The organism is Rhodococcus sp. RCBS9 (genome assembly GCF_029457415.1).
Taxonomy (GTDB): domain Bacteria; phylum Actinomycetota; class Actinomycetes; order Mycobacteriales; family Mycobacteriaceae; genus Rhodococcus_F; species Rhodococcus_F qingshengii.
On sequence record NZ_CP120422.1, the window covers coordinates 520,001 to 544,944 of the forward strand.

A 24,944-nucleotide genomic window follows, 5' to 3' on the forward strand; every position below is an offset into this window, starting at 1 on the left:
CCCAGCAGTAACGCACAGCAACAGCAGTAACGAGCAGTCGCGCGGGTCCCTCCATACCGGAGGGCTCGCGCAACTCCTTGCCCCTACAACTCGGCAGGGCCCCTACAGCTCGGCAGGCAATCCGAACCGTGCGAACAGACTCAGATCGAAGAAACACGTCACGTGCGAGATCCCGGACTCGGTGACATCGAGAACGTGCAACTGGAAAGCGCGGTGAACACCATCGGGCTCGCGCATGTAGAGGCCGAACGCCGGCTGTCCGTTCGCAGCGGTCGGAAGTAGGCGCATCGCTCCTGGTCCGTCGGCCGGGCATTTGGTTCCGATGAGTTGCCCGATTGCCTCGGGGCCCTGGTACCAACCCTCGAACGGAGGCATCTCCCAGATGGCTTCGCGCGTGAACAGTTCGACGATGGCCTCGACGTCGTAGCTCTCGAAGCTGTGCACGTAGTCGCGAAGCAACTTCCGGGCAGCCTCGGTAGTCGGTTCCACGAGATCGTCCTCGGTGGGTCCGATGTGATTGATCTGCGCGCGAGCCCGCTGCAGCAGGCTGTTTACCGCAGTGGTTGTGGTGTCCAGCGCCTCCGCAACTTCCGACGCCTTCCACTGGAGAACGTCACGTAGAACCAGAACCGCACGTTGGCGCGCGGACAAGTGCTGCAAAGCGGCAACAAGGGCGAGCCTGACCGAATCGCGATTGACGACCATGACGGCCGGATCATTGACGTCGCCCAACGCAGAATCGGCGATCGGTTCCAACCAGGCAATCTCGTTGCGCTCGATCAAATCGTCGGCCGGGTCCGAACTAGGTGCGCCGAGGCCGGTCGGGAGGGGACGCCTCGATCTCCCCTCCAGCGCGGTCAGGCAGGTATTCGTCGCGATGCGGTAGAGCCAGGTCCTGAGAGATGACTGGCCCTTGTAACCGTCGAACCCGCGCCAAGCCCGGATGAACGTCTCCTGGACCTGGTCTTCGGCGTCGTGAATCGACCCCATCATGCGATAGCAGTGCGCCAGCAACTCGCGGCGGTACGGATCGGCAAGAGTGAGGAAATCACTGTCCAACGCCTGATCGACTGTCATTTGTTCAGACTAGTGGCCGAGCGCCCGAAACACAGGCGTCGGCGAGAATTCGATCAGGCAGGCGCCTGCACCGCAGTCAACCTGGATCTCTTCCGGAGAACGAACCCCAGCGATTCGTAGAGTCTGATCGCATTCGTATTCGATTGCACTGCATGGAGAAATGGCAGCTCGCCGCGCTCGCGAATCCCGGCAGCGACGGCACGGATCAGCGTCGTACCCAGGCCTCGACCCCGAAAGTCGCTGTCAGTGCACACCGCACTGATTTCCGTCCATCCCGGAGGGTGCAACCGCTCCCCCGCCATGGCAACAAGTCTTCCGTCGACGCGAATGCCGTAGTAACTGCCCATCTCGACGGTACGAGGAAGAAACGGTCCTGGCTTGGTGCGCTCGATCAATGCCAGAATTTCGGGAACGTCGCCCGTTCCGAGAAGTTCGACCGACGGATCAACGGAGACTTCGAGTGCGGATCCGTCCATCTGCACCGAGCCGAACTGATCCACAATGCGCCACCCTTCCGGCGGGCGGTGATCAAATCCTCGCAAACCTACTGTGCCGCCAGGACCTACGAGTGTGAGTAGGTTCTCCCAGTCCTCGGCGTCCAACTCGGGCGGATGACCGACAAACGGCGCGACCGTCGGGTCGTATCGCGCAACTCTCCCTGCCCAGCGAGCGAATTGCGCATGATGTCCGCGAAGTCCTTGTCGCACAGGATCGTCCAGCGGATGGGTGTCGACATCCGTGTCAACTGTCTCGACAAACGACGCCAGGGTCGCCTCCGTGGTCATCGAACCTCTTCCTGCCCTATTTGCCTGTGATGGAGGCGGACGAACCTCCCCGCCCACCTCTATGACAACGCTAGGAACACTTGCTGTCGTAGTCGCCGGATAGAATCAAGATGATTCTGACCTCGACCTGTATTTCCGGCGTCAATCAGGGCTCGATTGCAGATCTGCACCAGGACATTCGTCGCGACGCCTCACCAACCGGAAGGCTATTTGGCATGAGCAACTCCGACCCGATCAGGTCTGCATTCGACCAGTTGCCCCTGAAGGAGATGGACGCTGCAACGCTGGTCTTCGCCATCGAGAGCGCCGTCGACGAGCTGGCGATCTCGGGTGAAACCCTACGGCTCGCCATGGAGGTCGCGACCCTTGCGCACCTCGATCAGTTCAGAAAGAACGGGATCAAGTCCGACGAGGATCCCTACATCGTTCATCCCCTACGAAATGTATTGCGGCTGCTTCGGTACGGGTGCTCCGATGTCGAGATCCTGAGCGCAACCGCGCTTCACGACACGGTCGAAGACCGACCACACGCCGTCATCGCGCTCCTCGGTGGCCAGACTGCAGACGACATGTCCGCATCCGAAGCGCAGGAACGTGCGTCAACACTCATCGCCTCGCGCTTCGGCCACAGAATCTCCGAACTTGTTGAGGCAGTGACCAATCCAATCGACTACCCATGCGACAACACCACCGCCGGATATCAGGATCACGTCATCCGCGCGATAGCGGATCCCGCAGTGTTCCTCGTGAAGTTCAGTGACTTCGTCGACAACGCGGGAAGCGTGAAGTACCTGAGCGAGACCGACAGGCTGAGACTGGTCACGAAATACGAACCACTCGTGGAGCACTTCAAGCGGACTTCACTTGCTCTCGGCAACGGATTGCACCTCCCTCCCTCAGGACTCGACGCGATCGCAAAGCACATCGCAACCATCGAAGGCGATTTCTCGAATACGGTCCGACCGGACATAAAAAATACTCGCCAGTAGTACCGATCAGTAATAATCGAGCAACCCAGAGAATTCTCCGAATATGCGATTTTGTTACCAGTGAGTATTCACTTTCTTGCCGATCTCATTACCATCGTGATCCGTGTCACAAGTCCGAATTCGATTGCACCGCAATGATTTAACGCCATATGTGTAACCGTGGTTCACGTTGACTAATATTCTTCAATTCGCCCAGGTGACATGAGCGTCGACATACTGCATTCTTAGATAAACCAGGGATTCCCTGGAAGCAGACACAATATGTTGCTGATTCGTGATTGGAGCGGTTCTGAGTCCACGCCTGCAGGGTGGCGCACAAGGCACACAGTGCCTCAGCGCACACAGCGCTTCGGTGCACACAGTGCTTCAGCGCAGGGGACTCGACGAACCGGAAGGGCAATCACTTGCCGACGCGCAACCGGGGGAAACACAGCGCATCGCGGCGTAGTTCACGAACCGGGGAATCCGGGTACGTGGGACACGGTCGGCTCATATCGCAACGTACGTGACGAAGAATCTCATCAAGGACGGTGGCAGTGACAATGTTCAAACGAATCGCAGTGGTCAATCGAGGTGAGGCCGCGGTCCGGCTGATCAGGGCTGTACGCGAACTGAACGCCGAACACGACTACGGCATTCGCGTCATTGCGCTGCACACCGAGGCCGAGCGCCGCGCCATGTTCGTCCGCCAGGCCGATGAGGGCGTGACCCTGCGCAGCACCGGCACCGGTAGCCCGTACCTCGACTACGCCGAACTCGAGCGAGCACTCCTCGCAGCGAAGGCCGACGCAGTCTGGGTCGGCTGGGGCTTCGTGGCCGAGGATCCCGCCTTCGCGGAGATCGTCGCGAAACTGGGCATCACATTCATCGGCCCGAGCGCCGACGCGATGCGCCTGCTCGGCGACAAGGTTGCCGCCAAGATCCTGGCCGAGAAGGTCGGCGTACCGGTCGCCCCGTGGAGCGGCGGACCGGTCGAAACGCGCGCCGACGCTCGTCGTCATGCTCAGTCCATCGGATATCCCCTGATCATCAAGGCCCGAAGCGGCGGCGGCGGACGCGGTATCCGCAAGGTCTGGGCCGAAGACGAACTCGAAGTTGCACTCGAGCGCACGCAGGGCGAAGCAGAGCGGTCCTTCGGCGACCCCGTCGTCTTCCTCGAACGCCTTGTCACCGATGCACGCCACGTCGAGGTACAGGTCATCGCCGACAACCACGGCAATGTCTGGGCTCCGGGCGTTCGCGACTGCTCGATTCAGCGTCGCAACCAGAAGGTCATCGAAGAATCCGCCTCCCCCGTCCTGACCGAAGAACAGTCGGACCACCTCAAGAAGGTGTCCGCCGAACTGGTCAAGGCAGCCGGATACCAGGGCGCAGGCACGGTCGAATACCTCTACCAGCCCGAGAACAAGCTCTTCACGTTCCTCGAGGTCAACACCCGCCTGCAGGTCGAGCACCCGATCACCGAGGTCACCACCGGAATCGACCTCGTCAAACTGCAGATCCTGGTCGCCAGTGGTGACGAATTGGTCGGTGACTGCCCGCCCGCATTCGGCCACGCCGTCGAAGCCCGCCTCAACGCCGAAGACGCCGACAACGATTTCGCGCCGGCACCCGGCACCGTTCAGCTCCTCAAGTTCCCGCTCGGCTCCGGCATCCGGGTCGACACCGGCATCGCTGCCGGGGACGTCATTCCGCCCGACTACGACTCGATGGTCGCGAAGGTCATCGCGTGGGGCCGCAACCGCTCCGAGGCACTTGCGCGTCTGCGCACTGCCCTTCGTGAAACCACTGTCGTACTCGACGGCGGCACTACCACCAAGTCGTTCCTCCTCGATCTACTCGATCGCAACGAGGTCATCTCGGCATCCGCGGATACCGGCTGGCTCGACCGCACGGGCGCCCTCACCGGCACCACTCGCCGCGCGGACGTCGCGCTGATCGCCACCGCCATCGATGCTTACGACGCCGAGGAGTCACTCGAGCGTGCGGCCTTCCTCGCCTCGGCACGTGGCGGCCGCCCACGCGCCAATCACGCGATCGGCCGTACCGTCGAGCTCAACTACCAAGGTCAGGCATACAAACTGACCGTCGGGCGTATCGGCCCGCACCGCTACCGCGTCGACGGAGACGCCGGAGACATCGAGGTCGACGTCGATCGTCTCGGTGACTTCGAGTCACGGCTGGTGATCGGTGATCGCCGCTTCCACGTCGTTTCCGTCGTGAGCCCGGCTCGCTATCTCGTCGAGGTCGACGGCATCAGCCACCAGATCAGCCAGGACGACGCCGGCGTAGTCCGCGCGCCGGCTCCCGCCGTAGTGGTAGCAGTACCGGTCGCGGTCGGCGACGACGTCGAAGCCGGATCCACTCTGGTCGTGCTCGAATCCATGAAGATGGAGACCGCGGTTCGCGCTCCGTATGCGGGCAAAGTGCGTGAGGTTCTCGCTACCGTCAACTCCCAGGTCGATGCCGGCGCACCGCTCCTGCGCGTCGACCAGGTCAGTGAGGAAGCTGTCACGGAGAAGGCTCCGCGAGTCCAATTCGATCTTCCCGCAGCAACTTCCGGGTCCGATACCCGCGCAGATGCATTGGCACAGCTGGAAGCACTGACCGCGATGATCAGTGGCTACGACGTCAGCGGCAAGCACGCAAACGCTGTTCTGGCCGAATACGACGCACTTCGCAGCGCACTCGAATCCGAGGACCGCGAACTGGTCCAGGCAGAACTGGCTGTGCTGACCACCTTCGCCGACATCTGCGAACTCTCGCGCAACAAGCCCACCTCGGGCGAGTCCGCGAAGGACGAGTCCGTCCACAGCCCCCGCGAGCACTTCCACACCTTCCTGCACTCACTCGACTCCGAGCGCGAAGGTTTGCCGGCGTCGTTCCGCACGAGACTCGAACGGGCACTTCGCCACTACGACGTCACCGATCTGGAAGATCGCCAGGCCGTCGAGGAAGCGGTGTACCGACTCTTCCTGGCTCTGCAGCGCATGGAAGCCCAGATCCCGGTCATTGCAGCACTTCTCGAAGGCTGGCTCGTCGGCGACAAGGCTCCCGGTTGCTCGGCGCAGGAGCTCAACGAGGTTCTCGATCGACTCATCGTCGCGACGCAGGTCCGCTACCCCGTCATCGGCGACGTCGCCCGCAACCTTCGCTTCCGGTTCTTCGACGAGCCGCGCATCCGCAAAGTTCGCGAAGACGTCTACGACGGAGTACGCGGCAACCTCGCCTACCTCGAAGAGCAGCCGGACGCTGCAGATTTCGACGAGCGAATCGCCAATCTCGTCGCCACTCCCGAACCGCTCCTCGACCTGTTGGGTCGAAAGATCGGCCTCGGCAACCGCGATGGCGGCCCTCTGCTCGAGGTCATCACGCGTCGCTACTACAAGATTCACTCGTTCGAAGACGTCCGCGTTTTCGAGCACGTCGACCGCCGTTTCGTAACCGGTAACTTCGACCTCAAGGGCGACGGGCTACATCTGGTCTCGACGGTGGCCGAATTCGACGCTCTCGGTACGGCTCTCGACGATGTCGCCACGATCGCGCAGGATGCTCCATCCGGTCGCGGGCTGGTAGTCGACATCTACCTCGACTGGCCTGATCAGCCCGCCGACGGCGACGCGCTCGTCGAGACGCTGCGCACCGAACTCTCGCGCAACGAGACGATCACCCGGTCCCGCCGCGCGACTGTGATCATCTGCAATCCGAATGGGGAGCCGGTCCGCTGGGTCACCTTCCGCCCGATCGACGGTGAACTGGTCGAGGACAACATCATCCGCGACATGCATCCGCTCACGGGTCAGCGTCTGGACATGTGGCGTCTGAAGAACTTCAACGGCAAGCGTCTGCCGGCTCCGGAGAACACCTACCTGTTCCACCTCTCCGCCAAGGAGAACCCGAAGGACGAGCGCCTGATCGCTCTCGCGGAAATCCGTGACGTGACACCGCAGCTCGACGACGAAGGCCAGATGGTTGCGCTTCCGGCCATCGAGCGCACACTTGCCGCGTGCCTCGACGGCATCCGCCGTGCGCAGTCCCAGCGCGGAGACAAGCGTCGACTGGCAGCCAACCGCGTCGTGCTGTACGTGTGGCCGGTCGCCGACGTTCCCAGCGAACGCTTCTCCGTGATCGCTCAGAACGCAGCCCGACTGACCGTCGGCGCCGGGCTAGAAGAGATCACACTCATCACCCGCCTGAAGGACCGAAAGGGCGGCGCGCCCAAGGAAGTTGCGCTGCGATTCTCCTACCGCGCAGGTGCCGGTGTGGTCATCAACAAGACCACGCCTCCCACCGAACCGCTGCTCCCCCTCGACGCGTACGCCCAGAAGGTCCAGAGTTCGCGGGCACGCGGCACGGTGTACCCGTACGAGCTGATTCCCCTCCTGACCGGCACCAAGGGCACCTTCGTCGAGCACGACTTCGACGAAGCGGGCGTCCTCTCACCTGTCGAGCGTCCGTACGGGCTCAACAAGGCCGGCATCGTCGTCGGCCTCGTGAACACTCCGACGCCGCGCTATCCCGAGGGAATGACCCGTGTCGCGCTCTTCGGTGACCCCACCAAGGCGCTCGGTACCGTGGCCGAGGCCGAATGCTCACGCGTCGTCGCTGCCATCGACCTGGCCGAGAAGTTGAACGCCCCGGTCGAGTGGTTTGCACTGTCCTCGGGTGCCACCATCTCGATGGAGAGCGGCACCGAGAACATGGACTGGGTCTCCCGTGGCCTGCGCCGGATCATCACCTTCACCCAGAACGGCGGTGAAATCAATATCGTCGTCACGGGAATCAACGTCGGCGCTCAGCCCTACTGGAACGCCGAAGCCACCATGTTGATGCACACCAAGGGCATTCTGGTGATGACCCCGGACAGCGCGATGGTGCTGACCGGCAAGCAGTCTCTCGACTACTCCGGTGGTGTGTCGGCCGAGGACAACTTCGGTATCGGTGGTTACGACCGCGTCATGGGCCCCAACGGCCAGGCGCAGTACTGGGCCCCCGACCTCACTGCGGCGTGCGAGATCCTGTTCCGTCACTACGCACACTCGTACCTCGCTCCCGGCGAACGGTTCCCGCGCCGCGCAGCGACGACGGACCCCGTCGATCGCGACGTGCGTAGTTTCCCGCACACCCACCCGTCGAGCGACTTCGAGACGGTCGGCGACATCTTCTCCTCGGCGAAGAACCCGGATCGCAAGAAGCCCTTCGACATTCGCACCGTGATGCGTTCGGTGGTCGACCAGGACCACTCTGTTCTCGAGCGTTGGGCCGACATGGCCGGCGCCGACACCTCGGTCGTCCTGGACGCGCACCTCGCCGGACATCCGGTCACAGTGGTGGGCATCGAATCCCGCGCGATCCCACGTAAGGGGCACTTCCCCGCCGACGGTCCCGACACTTGGACGTCGGGAACGCTGTTCCCGAACTCGTCGAAGAAGACTGCCCGCGCGATCAATGCTGCGAGCGGCAACCGTCCGATCGTGGTGCTGGCCAACCTGTCCGGCTTCGACGGTTCCCCGGAGTCGCTGCGCAACATCCAGCTCGAGTACGGCGCCGAGATCGGCCGCGCCATCGTCAACTTCGACGGACCGATCGTGTTCTGCGTCGTCTCCCGCTACCACGGCGGCGCGTTCGTCGTGTTCTCCGGTGCGCTCAACGACAACATGGAAGTTCTTGCTGTCGAAGGCTCGTTCGCGTCGGTACTCGGCGGCGCCCCCGCCGCCGCAGTGGTCTTCACCCGTGAGGTGAACACCCGCACCAACAACGACCCGAAGGTGCAGCAGCTGGAGGCAGACTTGGCAGCAGCCAAGGATGACACGGAGAAAGCACATCTGCGCGTAGAACTGAACGCTCAGCGCATCGCCGTCCGCTCCGACAAGCTCGGCGAAGTGGCATCCGAATTCGAAGCGATCCACAACATCCAGCGGGCCCGAGAGGTCGGCTCGGTGGATGAGATCGTCCCTGCCGCAGAACTGCGTCCGCAGATCATCGCAGCAGTCGAACGCGGCATGAAGCGCGCACTCGCGCAGTAAGTTTCTCCGCACGTCGAGCGGTCCCGCGAAATGCGGGGCCGCTCGATTTGTGTCCAGGCAGCGCCTGCGTCAGACGCCCTCGAGCGCCTCTCCGATCTCTTCGAGGACGTGATTGTGCTGCTCTGTTGCGAGCAGATGCCCCGCTGCAATGGTGACTGCCACGGGCCACTCGATGATCTCGAAGGCGACCATCAGTCCCATCACCGCAAAGTAGGCGATCTGCTCGGGTCTCGGAACAGGGATGGCACCGACGATCGGTAGCTCCAACTCGAAGCTCCGTGCCGAACGGACGGATTCGACTACCGCGCGGTGATCGACGGGGTTCGTGTGGTCGACGGTGTTCTGGGACATGTCACGATTCCTCAGGATTCATCTCGGGTCGCCCGGGAGTTCGGCGACGAGTCACTTCCAGCAGCGACGCTCACAAGCGTGTCCGATTCACCGGTTTCCGCTTCTTTGATTTCCACGTCGCTGATTTCCACGCTGTCGCGGGCGCTGACTCCCCCGGTTCGGGAGGTGTACGCAGTGCTCGTTCGCGTCGGGATCTTGCGAATCGTCGACTGACCGTTCGCGTTCTCCTCAGTTGCGGCAATCCGCTCCAACGCCCGCGGGGCCAGCGCCGCGAGCAGCGTCGCCGCCGACGCGCAGCCCACCGCTTGGCCCCAGGCGATGGGACCGAGCGGCGTGCAACCGAGAAATTGGCTCACCACGGGTGTGCTGACGAGCGTCGCCAGCGCCGCAGCGGATCCGGCAACGGTTGCGACCACCAGTGGACTGCGTGATTCGAGCAGCGTCTGCCCCAGTTGGGTGCCCACCAGGGCAACCAACGCCACCGTCGACGCTCGCCGCCTCCTACCGCTCGCCCGGGCCAGAAGCCACGCTGCCAGCGCACCGATTGCCGTGGCACCGCCGCGGACAGCGATCGTCTGCCACAACGCATGAGCGTCCATCTGTTCGGACTTCTCGGATCCGTTCTCGGACGGGGTGCTCACCGCAAGCGCGGCAGCGGGCAAGGCGTCCGTCATCAGATTGACCAGTAGCAACTGCCTTGCGTTGAGCGGTGATTCGCCGGACAACGCAGAACCGATCAGCGCGAATGCGACTTCACCCGCGTTGCCTCCGAGCAAAACCCCTACCGCTGATCTGACCCGCCGCCACAATTGACTGCCCTCGTCCAATGCGTCGGTCAGTCCGCCGACACGGCCGTCGAGGAGCACGATGTCTGCGGCGCCGCGCGCCGGATCACTGTCGGTCGACGCCACCCCGATTCCCACGCTGGAAACTCGGATCGCCGCAGCATCGTTCGCGCCGTCACCGACCATGGCGCACACCCGCCCGTCGGTCTCCAACGCTTGCACGATCTCGACCTTCTGCTCGGGTGTCACGCGCGCAAAGACGCTGCTGCCGCGGACCGCATCCCGTCTTTCGGCGCGAGAGAAGTTCTCCCAGTCAGGACCGGTGACAACATCCTCGCGTGCGACGTCCAACCCCAGTTCGGTGGCGACCGCGGCCGCTGTTGTCGGATGATCCCCGGTCAGCACGCGCACTTGCCGTCCGTCGCCTCGAAGTTCTCGAACAAGTTGCGTTGCTTCGGGTCTGAGCGTGTCCGAGAGTCCGAGAAGGCCGACCGCTTCCAACCCCTCGGAGCAACACTGTTCGAGAAATTGCGAGTCTTCGCCTGCGCGTCGCGCGTCGTGTTCCGACAACTCGCGCTGGGCGACGGCAACCACCCGCAGTCCGCGTCCGGCCATGCTTTGAACGTGCTTCGCCGACACAGCATTCGGATCTCGTCCTGCTTCGGTCACGAATTCCGGCGAACCTTTGAGTGCGATCCGCCTGCCGAGCAAAGCTGCCGAGTACGGCCGCCCCGACCTGAACGGAACGAGGTTGTTCGCCTCGACGTCACCGAAAACCGAAGCATCGTCCAGAGCTTGCTGGGCTGCATCGACGACGGCAGCATCCGTCGAATGAAACACGCGATCGTCGCGACTTCCCAAGGCACTGCGCGCCGCAACTTCCAGAATCTCGCTTTCGTCCCAGCCGTCGACGCGTTCGACCGCGGCCACCCGTAGCTTGTTCTCGCTGAGGGTTCCGGTCTTGTCGAAGCAGACCACGTCGACACGACCGAGCGCTTCTATCGATCGTGGCGCACGAACCAACACTCCTGCTGCAGTGAGCCTTCGCGCTGCGGCCTGCTGAGCCAGAGTGGCAACCAGAGGCAGCCCCTCCGGCACGGCAGCCACAGCCACGGCCACACCTCCGGTGACGGCGCGGCGCAGACCGGTACCACGAAGCAGACCCGCGACTGTCACCAACGCCCCACCGCCGATACTGGCCGGCAGGGTCGCCCTCGTGAGTTCGCGAAGTCTGTTGGTCAGGCCCACAGCAGGTCCGGATCGGGACACACCGACATCGGCACGCCTGGTCACCGTTCGGGCTCCGATGGCCGTGACCACGCCACGACCGGATCCGGCAAGCACTGTTGTCCCTGCGTAGGCCATGCACCGTCGCTCGGCCAGTGGCATCCCAGGGGTCGGGTCGGTCTGCTTGTCGACGGGCAGGGACTCTCCCGTCAACGACGACTCGTCGACTTCCAGTGATTCGACGCTCAACAGGCGACAATCTGCGGGCACGATGTCCCCGGACTCGATTGCCACGACGTCACCGAGTTCGAGCGCGTCGGCCGCTGTCTCGACCGTGCCGTCGTTGGTTACTCGCCGAGCTACCGGTTCCTGAGTCCGCAAGAGCCGCTGCACCGCCCGCTCCGAATGAAGCCGTTGAACAGCGGACATCGCGGCATTGCCGACCAAGACCGAGCCGACCAGGACGGCGTCTACCGGTGAACCGAGGACTGCACTGGCAGCGGAGCCGGTCGCCAACACAGGCGTCAGTGGATCCGCCAATTCTGTTCGCAACGCCGACAATCCGTCACGGATCAACCTGAACCGTGCGGGCGCTCGCACACGAGCTTCCGCACGGTGCGGTGTATGTCGGATGGATTCGGATAGTTCGCGAACGACAGCATCACCGTCCATCTCATGCCAGGTATCGCTCGGAGTACCGACAGGGACGGGCGCTTGAATCACAGATCGGGACAGGGTGTATCCGGTCCACAGTCCCGCGGCCGAACCAGCCGTGACCGGCCCCGGCCCTGCCCCTCGAACTCCCGGAAGCATGATCAAGGCACCCAATGCCGAAGAACCTGAGGAGAGTTCGACACCGCGCCTCGTCGCTGTTCGAGCAGCCGGGAGCGCATGGACAACCCGCCACGCCCCGGCCAAGTCGGTGTGGATGTCGGCACTCATGTGCTCGCCGCTCGGTGGTGAAATCCCGATGCGTAGCACTGCCTGCCCCGCTATCGCCCTACTCGACACGATCGCAACTGTCCGACCCTCGGCCACCAACGCCGAGAGCGCCTCGCGCAGGCCGGCTTCGGCAGTCGATTGCGCCGGATAGAGCTCGTCGAATCCACTTCGCAGTGATCCGAGCCCGTCGTCGTCGATCGTGACGGCTGCGACCCCGGCCGCACGTATTTCGCCTATCAGTGTTTCCGCCAGACCTTTTCGCACGGGTCGCACGACCACTTCGGCGCCGCCGATGCGGTGCCTTCCCACTCCGACAGTTCCGTCGTTCAGAGCTTTCCTGGCTTGTTCCCACACTGCGACGCGATCCGACTCGGCCACCTCTCGTATGTCGGAAACCCGGAGCGAGTCGTCGAAGAGGACGCTCGGATCGACGAGGACGGTGTCAATACGATCGAGCATGCGTAGAGCCGCAGAGTCCGAAACGGCGGTGTGGTGCGTCCGACACAGACCGTATGACACACCAGCAGCGAATGATTCGCGCGACATCCGAAGCGGCCGCGGCGCCGAAACCTTGATACTCGTCGCGACGGTGTCACCGCCGGCGGACACGGTAGCCAGTGCAGCCCCGGCCGCCAGCTGAACCCCAGCGATCCTGTCGGCATAACGCTCCCCCGGACCACTCGGGTCAGGCCTCGTGGAAGCACCGCGACCGCCAGGTTCTAATGACCACACCCGCCGAGAGTGTCGCGCCGCCAGAGTTTCGCGCAGCAGCATCGTCCGTAGCCCGAAATCCACGCCCAATGACGCAGGCGCATAGGTCAGAACATCCGCGAACGACGTCGCCGACTCCAATGCGAAGTCGGTGAGCGAACGGCCAAGGCGCTGTTCGATTCGCCGACGCACCCGGGGTTGATAATTGATCGCCGACGCGGCCGCCGAGACATAGGCGGAACCTGGGATTCGCGGGGCACCGAATATCGATCCCGCTGCTGCAGGAATCATCCCCACACCCGCCAACGCGAGGGTGCCGGTCCGCAACGCCACGTCACTGACAGCGGTTCGCGGAATCGTCGAACCGCCCACCAACGCGAGTCCCGACAACGCCAGGCGCGGCGGCAAAGTTGCCACCGACACCGCACGCCGGGCCATCGCTGAGAACATCAGTGAGTGGATCGAGTGTGCGAAGAACTGTGAGTTCGATCCTGTGACCGGCCGGCCGCCTTGTGGGAGTTTCCGCTCGATTCCTTCTTTACCTGTTCCGGCTTGCTCGTGCGGCCAACCGCCTTGACCTGGCGATCCGGCCGACCGCTCTTGCGATCCCATTCGTGGAGTACCAGGGCCGTGCCGCCGACTGCCAAGAGCACCGGCCATTCCACCAATCCCGCCGCACCCACGGCCGCCATCGTGAGAACCGCCGTCGGCGTCGAGGAACTACCCGCACGAATTCCGTCTCGGACACCCTCCGCCGATCCACGTATCCCGCCCGTCACTCCACCGAGCACTCCACCGCCGACGGCTCCGGCCACCGTCGTCGTTGCGTCTGCCACACCACGAACGACGCGGGTGGCTTCGTCCACAATCATCATCGGACGCTCCTATCAGCAGTCCATCGAAGAATTCAGTATTTGAGGCCATACCCAACACCGACGGCGGCAATCACGATCCGATACATTTTTCGGCGAACCTGGCGAGGGCGCGCCATCGCCAGCGCCGTGAGAGGGTACGGTGCGGGATGCAGCGACCACCTTCATCGACGGGAGTTCCACACAGTGGCGATCATCGGAAATTCGGATCTCGACATCTTCCGACTCAGCTTGGGCGGCAACCCTTTCGGATGGACCGCGGACGAGAAGACGTCCTTCGAGATCCTCGACTCGTTCGCCGAAGCCGGTGCAAATTTCATCGACACCTCCGACTCGTACACGGCGTCGGCTCCCGGCAATTCCGGTGGGGAATCCGAAACGATCATCGGGAAATGGATCACCGATCGGGGACTGCAGAACGACATCGTCGTCGCCACCAAGGTGGGTAGCCATCCCGATTTCAAGGGCCTGAAGGCCGACAACATCGCGGCCGCAGCTGAGGCGTCGCTGCAGCGCCTGCAGACGGACTGCATCGATCTGTACTACGCGCATTTCGACGACCCGCAGACTCCGCTCGAGGAAACTCTCGAAGCCTTCAATGCGTTGGTCGTCGCGGGCAAGGTTCGCTATCTCGGAATCTCCAACTACAGCCCCGATCGCGTCCGGGAGTGGCTGCGGATCACCGAAGAGAACGGTTACGCCGCGCCGATCGCCCTGCAACCGCACTACAACCTGGTTCACCGCAAGTCGTACGAACCCGAACTTGCCCAGATCGCCACCGACAACAACATCAGCGTCTTCCCGTACTTCGCTCTCGCTTCCGGCTTCCTGACCGGAAAATACAAGACCCGCGCGGATATCGAAGGCAGCTCCCGCGAACGACTGACCGCCGGATACTTCAGCGACGCCGGACTCGACGTCGTCGCGGAACTGGCGACAATCGCGCAGGCACACGACAGCGAGATCTCGACCGTCGCGCTGGCCTGGCTGCTGACTCGACCGGGCATCACCGCACCGATCGCGAGCGTCAGCCGGCCCGAGCAGCTCCCGGCGCTACTGGACGCCCCGAATCTGGTTCTCTCGTCGAACGAACTGGACACTCTCGAACGGGTGTCGGCGGCAGTCGGAGCCTGAGATCAGGCAGTTTTGAGATGAGCGCCGAGGGCCGTGTTGTTGATCGTCCAGAACGACCAACCGTCATGGCTCTCGGTGTCGCCTGAGATGTGACCGGTGACAGCATTTGCGGCCGCGGTCGGATCTGGGAATCGGCGGCCTTCCATCGGTCCACGCATGATCTCGACGACCTCGGTGGTTTCGTCGAAGCGCCCGACCCAGCGATATCCGTGGCAATCGGCTGTCATCTCAAGGCGATTGTCGACGACTTCGATCTCCTCGACACCGCTGGCGCGACGCTTCTTCGCGGCGACCGGCGACGTCTTACGCTTGGTCGCAACCGGGGTCTCGACGTAAATGCTCGGATCCTTGACCGCGGCTAAGCCCAGCGCATCCCAACGATCGTGACCGTGCACGACGCGCCCACGCGGAATCGCGTGATGGCCGGTGCGATTGCGTCCGGGGCTGTCCATGATCCACAGGTCGACCTCGGCGCGGATGTCGTCGGCGACCTCGTTGGAGGGCAACATGTAGAACTCGTGCGGATCTGCTGCCAGGTCGACGAACACCCAGAACTCGGAGCGGGTGTCGTCACTCTCGAGCGACTCGTCCTGACGCCTGGCCTGCCAGTCACCGTCGAGCTTGGACCGCACGCGGACGATTCGGCTGACACCGTCAGCGCCCGTCACCTCGACGGGATTACGACGTGAGTGCGTGAGACGGACAGCCTTGCCCCCACGCTGCGTAGCTTCGGAAATGAACGCATTGATGCCGCGGCTTGCGGTGTCTTCCATGATCGACCTGTCTCGAGCGGGTACGCCCGCATCACCGGATCGGCATCGGGGTCGAGCATTGAGCGAAATCCCGGCCTTTACTTCGATCGTGTGGCCGGTCAGTACCCCCGACCTTACAGCTCCGGCGACGGCCTGACTACGGCGCCCGACGCTCGTTCCCAGAGGTCAGCAGTGCAATGTCCCCGTAAAGCGCCGCCCGGTGAGCGAACATCAGCTCTTCCACACCGTCGAATTGATCCCCGACGTAGTGCGTGTTTGCAGCCGAAAGTTCACGTGAGCCGGAGCGCGCAAGTAGGTCGTCGATCCGGCTGTCGAGGCTCGCTGCATGCGCAACCGCGCGCTGCGAACTCAACTGATCCTCGGCCCGTGCGACCAGGTCACCGATCCGCGCGAGGGCCGCCACGCGCTCGACCAGCTGGTCCCAGACCGCGCCGAGCGCTTCCCTGCGCGAAGCGATTCCGGCTCGGGTTCCCTCGTCGCGTGCCAGTGCAGCCGCGTCGTCCAACTCCGCAAGAATCGAACGCAGCGCGACGGTGTCGACCGCGATCTGGGTGATCTCGTCGGCCAGGTCGAGTTGGTTACGTTGAATGACGAAGTGGTCGGAATGCCACGCGCTGGAGCTTTCGATCCGGTCGAACAGATTCCCGGCGAGGTAAAGCAAGGCGTCGTACTCACCGGCGCGTCCCTCGGGTTCTGAATCGACCAGTCCGTCGAGGACTTCCGCGATGCGCCTTCCGGCATCGGCGATGACACCGGTTCCCTGGACCTTCCCGAACTGGGCGGCGAGTTTGTCGAGTGCTGCGTTTCCACTGCTGGCCACGACACCGAGCCCCACCGGCAGCTTGGCTGGAACCGGCGTACGGGTGAGCCCGGCAAAGAGAGCCTCGCGTTGCTCGACGTCGAGATGCAGGCCGTCGCGCCGGTCCTTGCGGATGGCACGGACACTGCTCGCGAAGTGACGATTGGAATGCACGATCGCCGATCGCATCGACTGAACGCGCTTCTCGAGCGCCTGCACCCGTCGTTCGAGGACAACCTGAACAGGGCCGATGCGAGTCGCGAGCAGTCGACGTCTGGTGCGGGCCAGCTCGTCGGTGAGATACCGCAACTCCGAGAAGCCGCCGATCTCCGGGAACGAACGTCCGACACTGCGCCGGTTCGCCAGGATCGATCGCGTCGACTCGTCCCCATACCCCCCGGCAATCAGCAGCGCGACATCATCGGACAACTCCGGCCGGTTCGACTCGACGGTTCCCGCCGCACACCACTCCCTCACTCGGGTGGAGATGAGCGTTCGCCGTTCGGTCACCGATGCCACGACAAAGACGTCGTCAGTTCCGTCTCTCATCTCACGGCCATCCGTCATCTCACGCCTCCTGCTGGGTGCCGGTTACCACTGTTCCAGAATCTGCCGACACGCGCCCGACCCCTGCGACCCAGCTCGACGCACCCCTGCCATACCGTAGGCGGGTGACCTCCCTGCGATCAGACGCGCACGCAGGTCACTCGCGCGCATCGAAGACTGATCCAGCAGTTCAACCGCTGCTTCCCGACCTCGCGATCGAACAACTTCAGTCCTTGTTGCAAGTACGTTCCTGGACTCTCGCGGAATGGTTCGCGATGGCCGACCAACGCGGATTCCTCGCGCCCGCGGCCAGTGTCCCGCTCTTCATGGAAGCCGCGCTGAAGTATCCCGAGCACCGCGAGGCGCTACTTCGCCTCGCCGGTCGACGCGGGCAGTACCTGGCGGAGCAGAACCCGGATTGGGCCCAGCTACGACGAATCGGATCACGCCGGGACGAGCTGTGGCTTTCGCCCGATCCGGACGACCGTACGGCCTGGTTCGATTACATACGTACGGTCGACCCGGAACTGGCGAGCGAAGAGCTCGAGATCGCTTGGGACGACGAGGCCACGGCAAGCCGGCTGCACTTCCTCGACCATCTCGACGTCGGGCTGGGTGAACACGACTACGCGCTCCTCGAGCGTGCACTCGACGATCCAGCCGTGCGGGTCCGTGAGCGTGCAATTCAACTACTACGGCAACTCCCCCGATCTCCGTTTGCCTCTCGAATGGTCACTCGGGCTCGGTCCTGGGTGCGGCTCGAGACGAAGCCCTTGCGGCCGCGCCTTGCCGTCCGATTGCCCGGCTCGCTCGACGACCTCGCATTTCGTGACGGCATCGAAGACGTCCACTACAAGAACAAGGGCATCCGGCGCTGGTGGTTACGGCAAGTCGTGACCGCCACTCCGCTGACGCTGTGGGAATCTATGGCCGGTTCGCCACGCGAGGCCCTCACCATCCCCATCGAGAAGCAATGGCGCGCGGTGATGATCGAATCATGGATTGCCGCAACCGTTCTCCAGAAGAACACCGCGTGGGCGTCGGCATTTCTGGAGCGGGACGGGCGCACGACCGACCGGAGAATCGTCGCCATCGCGGACCCACGCGAGCGCGTCGAGTACATCGTTGCCGGCCACGCGGACGAGTACCTTCTGGGCGTCGACGGCAGCGCACTGCTCGACGGCATCGACCGCCCATGGCCCCTGGCCGTCGCCGAAAAGTTGTTGAATGCCTTGGAGAACGAAGCGATGGAGCATGCTGCGACGGGTGAGGACTTGGGCATCCACTCGCGTCACAGTCACTTTTCCACCCTGCGAAGCGTGCAGGCGCGCTTCCCTTTCGACGCCGTACCGCTTCTGCAGGACGCGGCGGCCCGAACGAGTGACCCCGGGTGGCAACAAGCGTTCACCGACAGCGCCGTCAACATCGAGCAGCGCCGACTCCGCTTGGACGTCCTGCGCAATCACCGCTGAACGACGAAGGGGCCGCATCCTTGGAACGGAATGCGGCCCCTTCGTCGTTCGTGAAAGATCAGACCACGCTGACCATCTCGTGATCAGCCACACCGGCGGCCAACACCCGAAGGTGATCTTCGGTGCTGCCGAGGGTGTGCTCGATGGCGACGAGTCGGCTCACGTAGTGCCCCACCGGGTACTCTGCGGTCATACCGATACCACCATGCATCTGGATCGCCTCCTGGCCGATGAGCCGAGCCGAACGCCCGATCTGCAACTTCACCCGCGAAGCGATCACTGGATCGACGACGCCGTCGGCAAGGGACATCGTTGCGTACAGACTCATGCTGCGTGCCAACTCGAGCGAGACGTACAGGTCGGCGGCGCGGTGTGTCAGTGTCTGGAACTTTGCGAGGGGAACCCCGAATTGCTTACGCGTCTTGAGGTATTCGGTGGTCAGGCGTAGCGCCTCTTCCATCGCTCCGACAGCCTCGGCGCACAGCGCGGCCTGCTCACGGATCTGCGCGGCCTGGATCAGAGCAGTAGCGTCACCGCCCTCACCGAGTGCTTCGGCCGGCGTATCGGTGAACTCGATCTGCGCCCCGCGCAACCCGTCGTGAGTGGCGTAGGACTTGCGTACCAAACCGGAGGCATCGCTCTTGACGAGGAACAGTCCGACGCCACCGCCGGGGAGCGCAGCGCTCACGACCAAGATGTCCGCCGTCGCGCCGTGGCCGACGGGATTCTTGATACCGGTGATGGTCCAGCCGCCGTCGACCTGGGCCGCCGCGGTGGCCCGTTCGGTTGCCGGCCAACGGATTCCGGGTTCCTGGTCGGCGAACGCGAGGAACGTGGTGCCCTCGGCCACTCCGGGAAGAATCGACGAACGCTGCTCTGCACTGCCACCTTCGGAGATTAGGCCGCCCGGCGTCACGACCGCGTCGAGTAGCGGCTCGGGTGCCAAGCGTCGACCGATCTCGGTCATGACCGCGCCGATTTCCACTGGGCCGGCGTCCATGCCGCCGTCGTCCTCGGAGAATGTCAGGCCGAGCAAGCCGACCTCGGCCAACTGCTTCCAGACCTGCGGGCTCCACCCGGGATCGGAGTCGATGATCGCGTTGCGCTTCTCGGCGTCGTAGCTACGCGCGAGGAGATCCTTGGTGGTGTCGCGGAGAAGTTTTTGTTCGTCGTTGAGTTCGAAGTCCATGCCACGCCTCACAATCCGAGGATCGAGGAGGCGATGATGCTGCGCTGCACTTCGCTCGATCCGCTGTAGATGGATACCTTGCGGTAGTTCAAGTACGTCGGGGCAGTGTGCTGCGCCCAGCTCGCGGAGGCGATGTCGCTGCCCGCGTCGTACGGCAGTGAATCAGGGCCGGCCACGTCCATCAGCAGTTCGACGCTCGCCTGCTGCAATTCGGAGCCACGAAGCTTGAGCAGCGACGACGCCGGGTTCGGCTGGCCGTCAGCGGAACTGGCTACCACTCGGAGCTGAGTGAGCTCGAGGGCAAGCAATTCGTTTTCGAGTTCGGCGAGGCGAGCAGCGAAGAGCGGATCTTCGAGCAGTGTTCCGTTGCCGACCTTGACCTCGGCAGCGCGGGCCTTGGCCTGGGCCAGACGAACCTTCGAGAAACCGACGCGGGTGACACCGGTTCGCTCGTTGCCGAGCAGGAACTTGGCGTAGCCCCAGCCCTGGTTCTCTTCACCGACCAGGTTCTCTCCCGGAACGCGGACGTCCTCGAAGAACACTTCGTTGACCTCGTAGCCGCCGTCGATCAGCTTGATCGGGCGGACCGTGACGCCAGGCGTCTTCAGATCGACAAGGATGAACGAGATGCCGGCCTGACGCTTGGGCGCATCGGGATTGGTGCGCACGAGGCAGAAGATCCAGTCGGCGTACTGTCCCAGCGTCGTCCAGGTCTTCTGACCATTGATGACCCAGTCGTCGCCGTCGCGGACCGCACGGGTCTTGAGCGAAGCGAGATCGGAACCGGCCTCGGGTTCGGAGAATCCCTGGCACCACCAGATGTCGAGGTTCGCAGTCGCCGGAAGGAACTTCTCCTTCTGCTCCTGCGAGCCGAAGGCCGCGATGACCGGACCGACCATGTTGGCGTTGAACGCCAAAGGTTCGGGAACCGACGCAAGCTGCAGTTCGTCGAGCCAGATGTTGTGCTGGACCGGGGTCCAGTCCTTGCCGCCCCACTCGACCGGCCAGTGCGGTACCGCCAGACCGTGAGCGTTGAGGATCTGCTGCGCCTCGACCATACGGTCGCGCCCCAACTCCTCGCCGTGGGCGTACGCCTCCCTGATGTCCGCGGGGATTTGCGTACGGAAGAACGTCCGCATCTCGTCGCGGAACGCTAGTTCCTCGTCGGTCAATGCCAGGTTCATCGGGATTCCTTCGCACTCGAAACCGGATTCATGTTCGGTTCGACCGTACCCCGACAACTATGGAGGCGGAACAGGTACCGCAAAAGACGGCACTCAGGGCCGACCTCCTACACGGTTTTCAGGACCAACAGGTAACCCCCGCCCGCGGCGTCGATGCTTGTTTCGACATTCAACGCGGGAGCCAGACGCGACAACCGATCGATCAGCCAATCCGACGCTTCCTGGGCGTCGTCCTTGCCGGGGCAGCGAGCGACGGCGACGCGGCCACCCTTTCGCTCGAGCTGCTCCACGACCCCGACGATCGGAGCGGGATCCACGACGAACAGCCGATCCGGCCATTCCACAACAGGTTTGACCGCACCCTTCTTGGTGTTGCATGCGCGGTGCGCCAAGCGTTCGACGCCACCTTTGGTCTTGCCACCCTTTTTTGCGGTGTTGATGCTGTCGATACTCGGGCCGCGCGGATCATTGACGGACATGTCGGGATCGACCGGTTCGTCACACAGCCAGCAGCGCCAGGATTCACGTTCGCCGACTTCTTGAAGGGTGCTCATGTGGCAACGGTACCGTGCGCACTTTCGGCTGCTTCCGCTACCAAAAGTGCGCACGGGGGCCGAAGGCCCTACATGTCTGCAATCGCCTCGAGCGGCTTCGTCTTGGCCGCTCGGTTGGCCGGCCACAGCGCCGCCAAGACACCCACCACACCCGAGCCGATCAGCATTCCGACCACCTGACCCCACGGGATCGTGATCTTGTCGAGGCCCTGATCCGCGAGAGTGCTCACGAAGGCCCAACCGAACGCGATGCCGAGAACAACTCCGACCGCCGCGCCGTACACCGCGATGAGCACCGACTCGAGGTAGATCGTGCGTCGCATCTGTCCGCGCTGCATGCCGACAGCTCGCAGCATTCCGATTTCTCGTCGCCGCTCGACCACCGACAGTGCCAGGGTGTTGATGATGCCCAGGATTGCGATCACGACCGCGAGTGCAAGCAGTCCGTAGAGGATCGCCAACAACGTGTTGATCTGCTGGCCCTGAGTTCCCTTGAACTCCTCACGATCCTGCACCTGGACGACGACGTACTTCTCCGTGGCCGTTTCGAGCTCGGATCGCAGCGTTGTCAGATCCGCGCCAGGCTTCGCCTTCACCAGCACCACGAAGTCCGGCAGACTCTCGGCCGGCATCAGCTTCCGATACGCCTCGTCCGAGACGATCCACGAGCCGATCAGCTGGTTGTCCTCGAACACTCCCGCGACAACCGTCTGGTACTCGACGCCGCCGGGACCGGTCAACGTCTGGGTCGAACCCACAGTCCAACCCTTGTCGTCCGCAGTCGACTTCGAGACGAGCATGTTGTTGCCGGTCAGATCGACCGTGCCCTCGAGGATCTTGTATTCGAGCACGCCTTCGATCGGGCCGTCGAACGAAGCGCCCTGCTCGTCCTCACCGTCGACCTTCGCACGCACTCCGTGCAACGACGTCGCGCTCTGCACGTCGGGCACCTGTCGGACCGCGTCGGCCGCACCTCGCGGCACGCCGATCGCGTTGGGACCGGTCAGGATGTAGTCGGCCGAAACACCCACGTCGACAAGAGCATTGATGCTCGCCTTGGCCGAAGAACCGAACACTCCGATGACCGTCACCAGCATCAGACCGAGAGTCAACGCGAATGCCGTTGCGGCCGTGCGACGGGGATTGCGCACCGCATTGGTACGAGCCAATCGCCCGATGGCACCGAACGGCTTGGCGAACACGGCACCGAGCGCTCCGACGATCGGCCGCGACAGCGCGGGAGCCCCGAGAAGCACCGCGATGATCAACGAGAACGCACCGAGCCCGACGATCAGCGCCGCGCCACCACCGGTACCGCGAGAGCCGAACACGAGCAGTGCCACACCGATCACGCCGAGAATCGCACCGATCAACGTCCGCACTCGCAGTGAGTCGCCGGTAGAGGCGAACTCCTCACGCATGGCCGCTACCGGCGGGATCTTCGACGCACGACGAGCCGGGGCGTAAGCGCTGAGCGTCGTGACGACGACGCCGACTACCAACGCGACGATGATCGTGCGGGCACCCACCTGGAGCGGGCCTTCCGGCAGACCGACGTCGAATGTGTTGAGCAGACTGCGCAATCCGTAGGCGAGACCGATACCGCCGAGCAGACCGATGATGCTGCCGATGAGTCCGACCACGAGCGCCTCGGTGACCACCGAACGGCCGACCTGCGCTCGGCTCGCACCGATCGCACGCAGCAGCGCCAGCTCACGAAGACGCTGCGCCACGATCATCGAGAAGGTGTTGTAGATGATGAACGTTCCGACGAGCAGAGCAATCGCGCCGAACGCCAACAGGAAGTAGTTGATGAAGCTCAGCGCCGAGTCGACCTCGGCCTTGGTCTCCTCACGAACCTGGTCGCCGGTCTGCACCTTGAGATCGGGGAAAACCTGCTCGACGCGTTGCTGCAGTTCCGTCTGCGACACCCCGTCGCCCGCGACGTCGATGTACTCGACGTGTTGGCCGTCGGTGAAGAGTCCACGGGCCTGCTCGTCGGTGAAGAGCGCGCCGATGAACCCGCCGGTGTCACTGCCCGCCCCCTCGTAGATGCCGGACAACGTCACGTCCACGATTCCGCGGGCCGGTGCCAGAACCTTGGCGGAGTCCCCCACCTTCAGTCCGGCTCGCTCGGCGGCGCTGGTGTTCAGCGCGACCTGACCGGTCTGCGTCGGAGGCGCGCCCTCGACGAAGGTGTCGGATTCGGCAATCGCCTGGCCCGGCGGTAGGTAGGACTGACCGATACTCGGCGCGCCGCCGGTCTGAACAGCGCCGCCGTCTGCGTTGATCAGGACGATCTGTCCACTGACGGCCGGGGCTACCGCTCGGACGCCGTCGACTGCGGCAAGTTTGTCGACATCCTCGACCGGAACGCCACTGGTGTTGCGCTCTTCCATCGATACCCGGACGTCGACGCCCTGGGCGGTGTTCTCGAAGATCGAATCGAAAGTCTTCTGGAGGGTGTCGGTGAAAACGAACGACCCCGCGACAAAAGCCGTGCCAAGCACCACGGAGAGAACCGTCAGCGCAAGTCGCACCTTGTGTGCCGCCAAGTTGCGCAGGGAAACCTTGCGCATCGGCGAGTTGCTTACCGAAGCCATGTGCTCAAGCCCCGGCTTCCACGTTCACGACCGCCTGCGGAGCGTCCAGACGCTTCATCCGGTCGAGGACCGAATCCGCCGTAGGCTCGCGCAATTCGTCGACGATCTTGCCGTCCGCGAGGAACACCACCCGGTCGGCATACGCCGCTGCCCGCGGATCGTGCGTCACGATCACCACGGTCTGGTTGAACTCGTCGACGGCCGCCCGCAGGATCGAGAGCACCTCACCGGAGGACTTCGAATCGAGGTTTCCGGTCGGCTCGTCGCCGAAGATGATCTCCGGCTGACCCGCCAGCGCACGCGCACACGCCACACGCTGCTGCTGACCACCCGAGAGCTCTCCCGGCCGATGATCGAGGCGATCCCCGAGACCCAGCTTGGTCAGGACGCTGTTCAACCAGGTCGGGTCCGCTTTGCGTCCCGCGATGTCGAGCGGCAACGTGATGTTCTCGAGCGCGGTCAGGGTCGGCACCAGGTTGAACGCCTGGAAAACGAAACCGATGCGATCGCGTCGCAATTGGGTCATCTGTTTGTCGGAAAGCGTCGTGAGTTCCGTGTCACCGATGAGAACAGAACCCGAACTGGCGGAATCCAGACCGGCGAGGCAATGCATCAGCGTCGACTTACCGGAACCGGACGGCCCCATGATCGCCGTGAACTCACCGCGGGCGAAATCTGCGGACACCGAACTGAGGGCGTGCACCTGGGTATCTCCGGTGCCGTAGGTCTTGGACAGGCCGACTGCGCGGGCCGCGACATCCTGGGCGTGCGAACTCATGATCGCCTTTCCTGTTCACTTCGGTGCTACTTTGCGGGCGTGACGGGCGCCCGTGAAAACACGGACGCCCGCAATGGTTGGTTCCATCCTGTCGGGTGGCGGGCGCGCCCGCCATCGGGGACCACCCTGATATCTGCGGCCGAGCCG

The 24,944-nt window shown here is 63.7% G+C and carries 17 protein-coding genes (1 of these 17 cut by a window edge); 5 read left to right on the top strand and 12 right to left on the bottom strand.

Features of this window, described 5'->3' with window-relative positions:
* Positions 1-11 carry the final stretch of a VOC family protein gene (locus P0M12_RS02430; RefSeq protein ID WP_042923411.1) on the top strand. It extends 400 nt beyond the left edge of the window, so the window shows 11 of its 411 coding nt (coding positions 401-411); its start codon lies off the left edge, out of view; it ends in the stop codon at positions 9-11.
* A gap of 91 nt (positions 12-102) precedes the next feature.
* Here the strand turns inward: P0M12_RS02430 and P0M12_RS02435 are convergent, their stop codons facing one another.
* Both P0M12_RS02435 and P0M12_RS02440 read right to left on the bottom strand, forming a co-directional pair.
* Positions 103-1,077, bottom strand: coding sequence for a sigma-70 family RNA polymerase sigma factor (locus tag P0M12_RS02435; RefSeq protein WP_003945115.1), 975 nt, complete (start codon positions 1,075-1,077; stop codon positions 103-105).
* A 53-nt stretch (positions 1,078-1,130) separates the two neighbouring features.
* Positions 1,131-1,862: a GNAT family N-acetyltransferase gene (locus tag P0M12_RS02440; RefSeq protein WP_007732221.1), complete on the bottom strand. Its 732-nt coding sequence runs from the start codon at positions 1,860-1,862 to the stop codon at positions 1,131-1,133.
* Between the two features lie 215 nt (positions 1,863-2,077).
* Here P0M12_RS02440 and P0M12_RS02445 point away from each other — a divergent pair, with 215 nt between their 5' ends.
* Entirely contained in the window at positions 2,078-2,851 is a 774-nt protein-coding gene (locus P0M12_RS02445) for a hypothetical protein (protein WP_225320093.1), read from the top strand.
* Between the two features lie 542 nt (positions 2,852-3,393).
* Positions 3,394-8,877, top strand: coding sequence for a carboxyl transferase domain-containing protein (locus tag P0M12_RS02450; protein WP_277377906.1), 5,484 nt, complete (start codon positions 3,394-3,396; stop codon positions 8,875-8,877).
* Between the two features lie 69 nt (positions 8,878-8,946).
* On the opposite strand, the gene P0M12_RS02455 is transcribed toward P0M12_RS02450, so the two are convergent.
* Genes P0M12_RS02455 through P0M12_RS02465 form a run of 3 tightly spaced genes read right to left on the bottom strand, consistent with a single transcriptional unit; the run spans position 8,947 to position 13,768 of the window.
* Positions 8,947-9,228: a hypothetical protein gene (locus P0M12_RS02455; RefSeq protein ID WP_030536904.1), complete on the bottom strand. Its 282-nt coding sequence runs from the start codon at positions 9,226-9,228 to the stop codon at positions 8,947-8,949.
* Between the two features lie 11 nt (positions 9,229-9,239).
* Positions 9,240-13,343, bottom strand: a complete 4,104-nt coding sequence (locus P0M12_RS02460; protein ID WP_277377420.1) for a cation-translocating P-type ATPase — start codon at positions 13,341-13,343, stop codon at positions 9,240-9,242.
* Positions 13,343-13,768, bottom strand: coding sequence for a hypothetical protein (locus tag P0M12_RS02465; RefSeq protein WP_058037443.1), 426 nt, complete (start codon positions 13,766-13,768; stop codon positions 13,343-13,345). Before P0M12_RS02465 ends, P0M12_RS02460 begins: the two co-directional genes overlap by 1 nt.
* 183 nt (positions 13,769-13,951) lie before the next feature.
* Here P0M12_RS02465 and P0M12_RS02470 point away from each other — a divergent pair, with 183 nt between their 5' ends.
* Entirely contained in the window at positions 13,952-14,899 is a 948-nt protein-coding gene (locus P0M12_RS02470) for an aldo/keto reductase (RefSeq protein WP_007732210.1), read from the top strand.
* A gap of 2 nt (positions 14,900-14,901) precedes the next feature.
* Here the strand turns inward: P0M12_RS02470 and P0M12_RS02475 are convergent, their stop codons facing one another.
* Both P0M12_RS02475 and P0M12_RS02480 read right to left on the bottom strand, forming a co-directional pair.
* Entirely contained in the window at positions 14,902-15,672 is a 771-nt protein-coding gene (locus tag P0M12_RS02475) for a hypothetical protein (RefSeq protein ID WP_003945109.1), read from the bottom strand.
* 136 nt (positions 15,673-15,808) lie between these two features.
* Entirely contained in the window at positions 15,809-17,038 is a 1,230-nt protein-coding gene (locus P0M12_RS02480) for a hypothetical protein (RefSeq protein ID WP_050656661.1), read from the bottom strand.
* A gap of 104 nt (positions 17,039-17,142) precedes the next feature.
* Here P0M12_RS02480 and P0M12_RS02485 point away from each other — a divergent pair, with 104 nt between their 5' ends.
* Positions 17,143-18,489: a DUF5691 domain-containing protein gene (locus P0M12_RS02485; RefSeq protein WP_277377421.1), complete on the top strand. Its 1,347-nt coding sequence runs from the start codon at positions 17,143-17,145 to the stop codon at positions 18,487-18,489.
* 58 nt (positions 18,490-18,547) lie between these two features.
* On the opposite strand, the gene P0M12_RS02490 is transcribed toward P0M12_RS02485, so the two are convergent.
* From P0M12_RS02490 to P0M12_RS02510, 5 genes are all read right to left on the bottom strand, one after another.
* The gene (locus P0M12_RS02490; protein WP_030536908.1) at positions 18,548-19,678 is read right to left on the bottom strand and encodes an acyl-CoA dehydrogenase family protein; all 1,131 of its coding nucleotides are present in this window, start codon (positions 19,676-19,678) and stop codon (positions 18,548-18,550) included.
* Between the two features lie 8 nt (positions 19,679-19,686).
* Positions 19,687-20,862 carry an acyl-CoA dehydrogenase family protein gene (locus P0M12_RS02495; protein ID WP_007736177.1) on the bottom strand — a complete coding sequence of 392 codons (1,176 nt, stop codon included), beginning with the start codon at positions 20,860-20,862 and terminating at the stop codon, positions 19,687-19,689.
* A gap of 107 nt (positions 20,863-20,969) precedes the next feature.
* Entirely contained in the window at positions 20,970-21,416 is a 447-nt protein-coding gene (locus tag P0M12_RS02500; RefSeq protein WP_030536910.1) for a hypothetical protein, read from the bottom strand.
* 68 nt (positions 21,417-21,484) lie between these two features.
* A complete protein-coding gene (locus P0M12_RS02505) occupies positions 21,485-24,019 on the bottom strand; it encodes an FtsX-like permease family protein (RefSeq protein ID WP_158171018.1) in 2,535 nt (844 codons plus the stop codon).
* Positions 24,020-24,023: 4 nt separating this feature from the next.
* Positions 24,024-24,797, bottom strand: coding sequence for an ABC transporter ATP-binding protein (locus P0M12_RS02510; RefSeq protein ID WP_003945134.1), 774 nt, complete (start codon positions 24,795-24,797; stop codon positions 24,024-24,026).
* Positions 24,798-24,944 lie beyond the last annotated feature (147 nt).

Coding starts and splice junctions, on each gene's coding strand:
- P0M12_RS02435 (WP_003945115.1), bottom strand. CDS start 1,077: ATGACAGTCGATCAGGCGTTGGACAGTGATTTCCTCACTCTTGCCGAT.
- P0M12_RS02440 (WP_007732221.1), bottom strand. CDS start 1,862: ATGACCACGGAGGCGACCCTGGCGTCGTTTGTCGAGACAGTTGACACG.
- P0M12_RS02445 (WP_225320093.1), top strand. CDS start 2,078: ATGAGCAACTCCGACCCGATCAGGTCTGCATTCGACCAGTTGCCCCTG.
- P0M12_RS02450 (WP_277377906.1), top strand. CDS start 3,394: ATGTTCAAACGAATCGCAGTGGTCAATCGAGGTGAGGCCGCGGTCCGG.
- P0M12_RS02455 (WP_030536904.1), bottom strand. CDS start 9,228: ATGTCCCAGAACACCGTCGACCACACGAACCCCGTCGATCACCGCGCG.
- P0M12_RS02460 (WP_277377420.1), bottom strand. CDS start 13,343: ATGTTCTCAGCGATGGCCCGGCGTGCGGTGTCGGTGGCAACTTTGCCG.
- P0M12_RS02465 (WP_058037443.1), bottom strand. CDS start 13,768: ATGATGATTGTGGACGAAGCCACCCGCGTCGTTCGTGGTGTGGCAGAC.
- P0M12_RS02475 (WP_003945109.1), bottom strand. CDS start 15,672: ATGGAAGACACCGCAAGCCGCGGCATCAATGCGTTCATTTCCGAAGCT.
- P0M12_RS02480 (WP_050656661.1), bottom strand. CDS start 17,038: ATGACGGATGGCCGTGAGATGAGAGACGGAACTGACGACGTCTTTGTC.
- P0M12_RS02490 (WP_030536908.1), bottom strand. CDS start 19,678: ATGGACTTCGAACTCAACGACGAACAAAAACTTCTCCGCGACACCACC.
- P0M12_RS02495 (WP_007736177.1), bottom strand. CDS start 20,862: ATGAACCTGGCATTGACCGACGAGGAACTAGCGTTCCGCGACGAGATG.
- P0M12_RS02500 (WP_030536910.1), bottom strand. CDS start 21,416: ATGAGCACCCTTCAAGAAGTCGGCGAACGTGAATCCTGGCGCTGCTGG.
- P0M12_RS02505 (WP_158171018.1), bottom strand. CDS start 24,019: ATGGCTTCGGTAAGCAACTCGCCGATGCGCAAGGTTTCCCTGCGCAAC.
- P0M12_RS02510 (WP_003945134.1), bottom strand. CDS start 24,797: ATGAGTTCGCACGCCCAGGATGTCGCGGCCCGCGCAGTCGGCCTGTCC.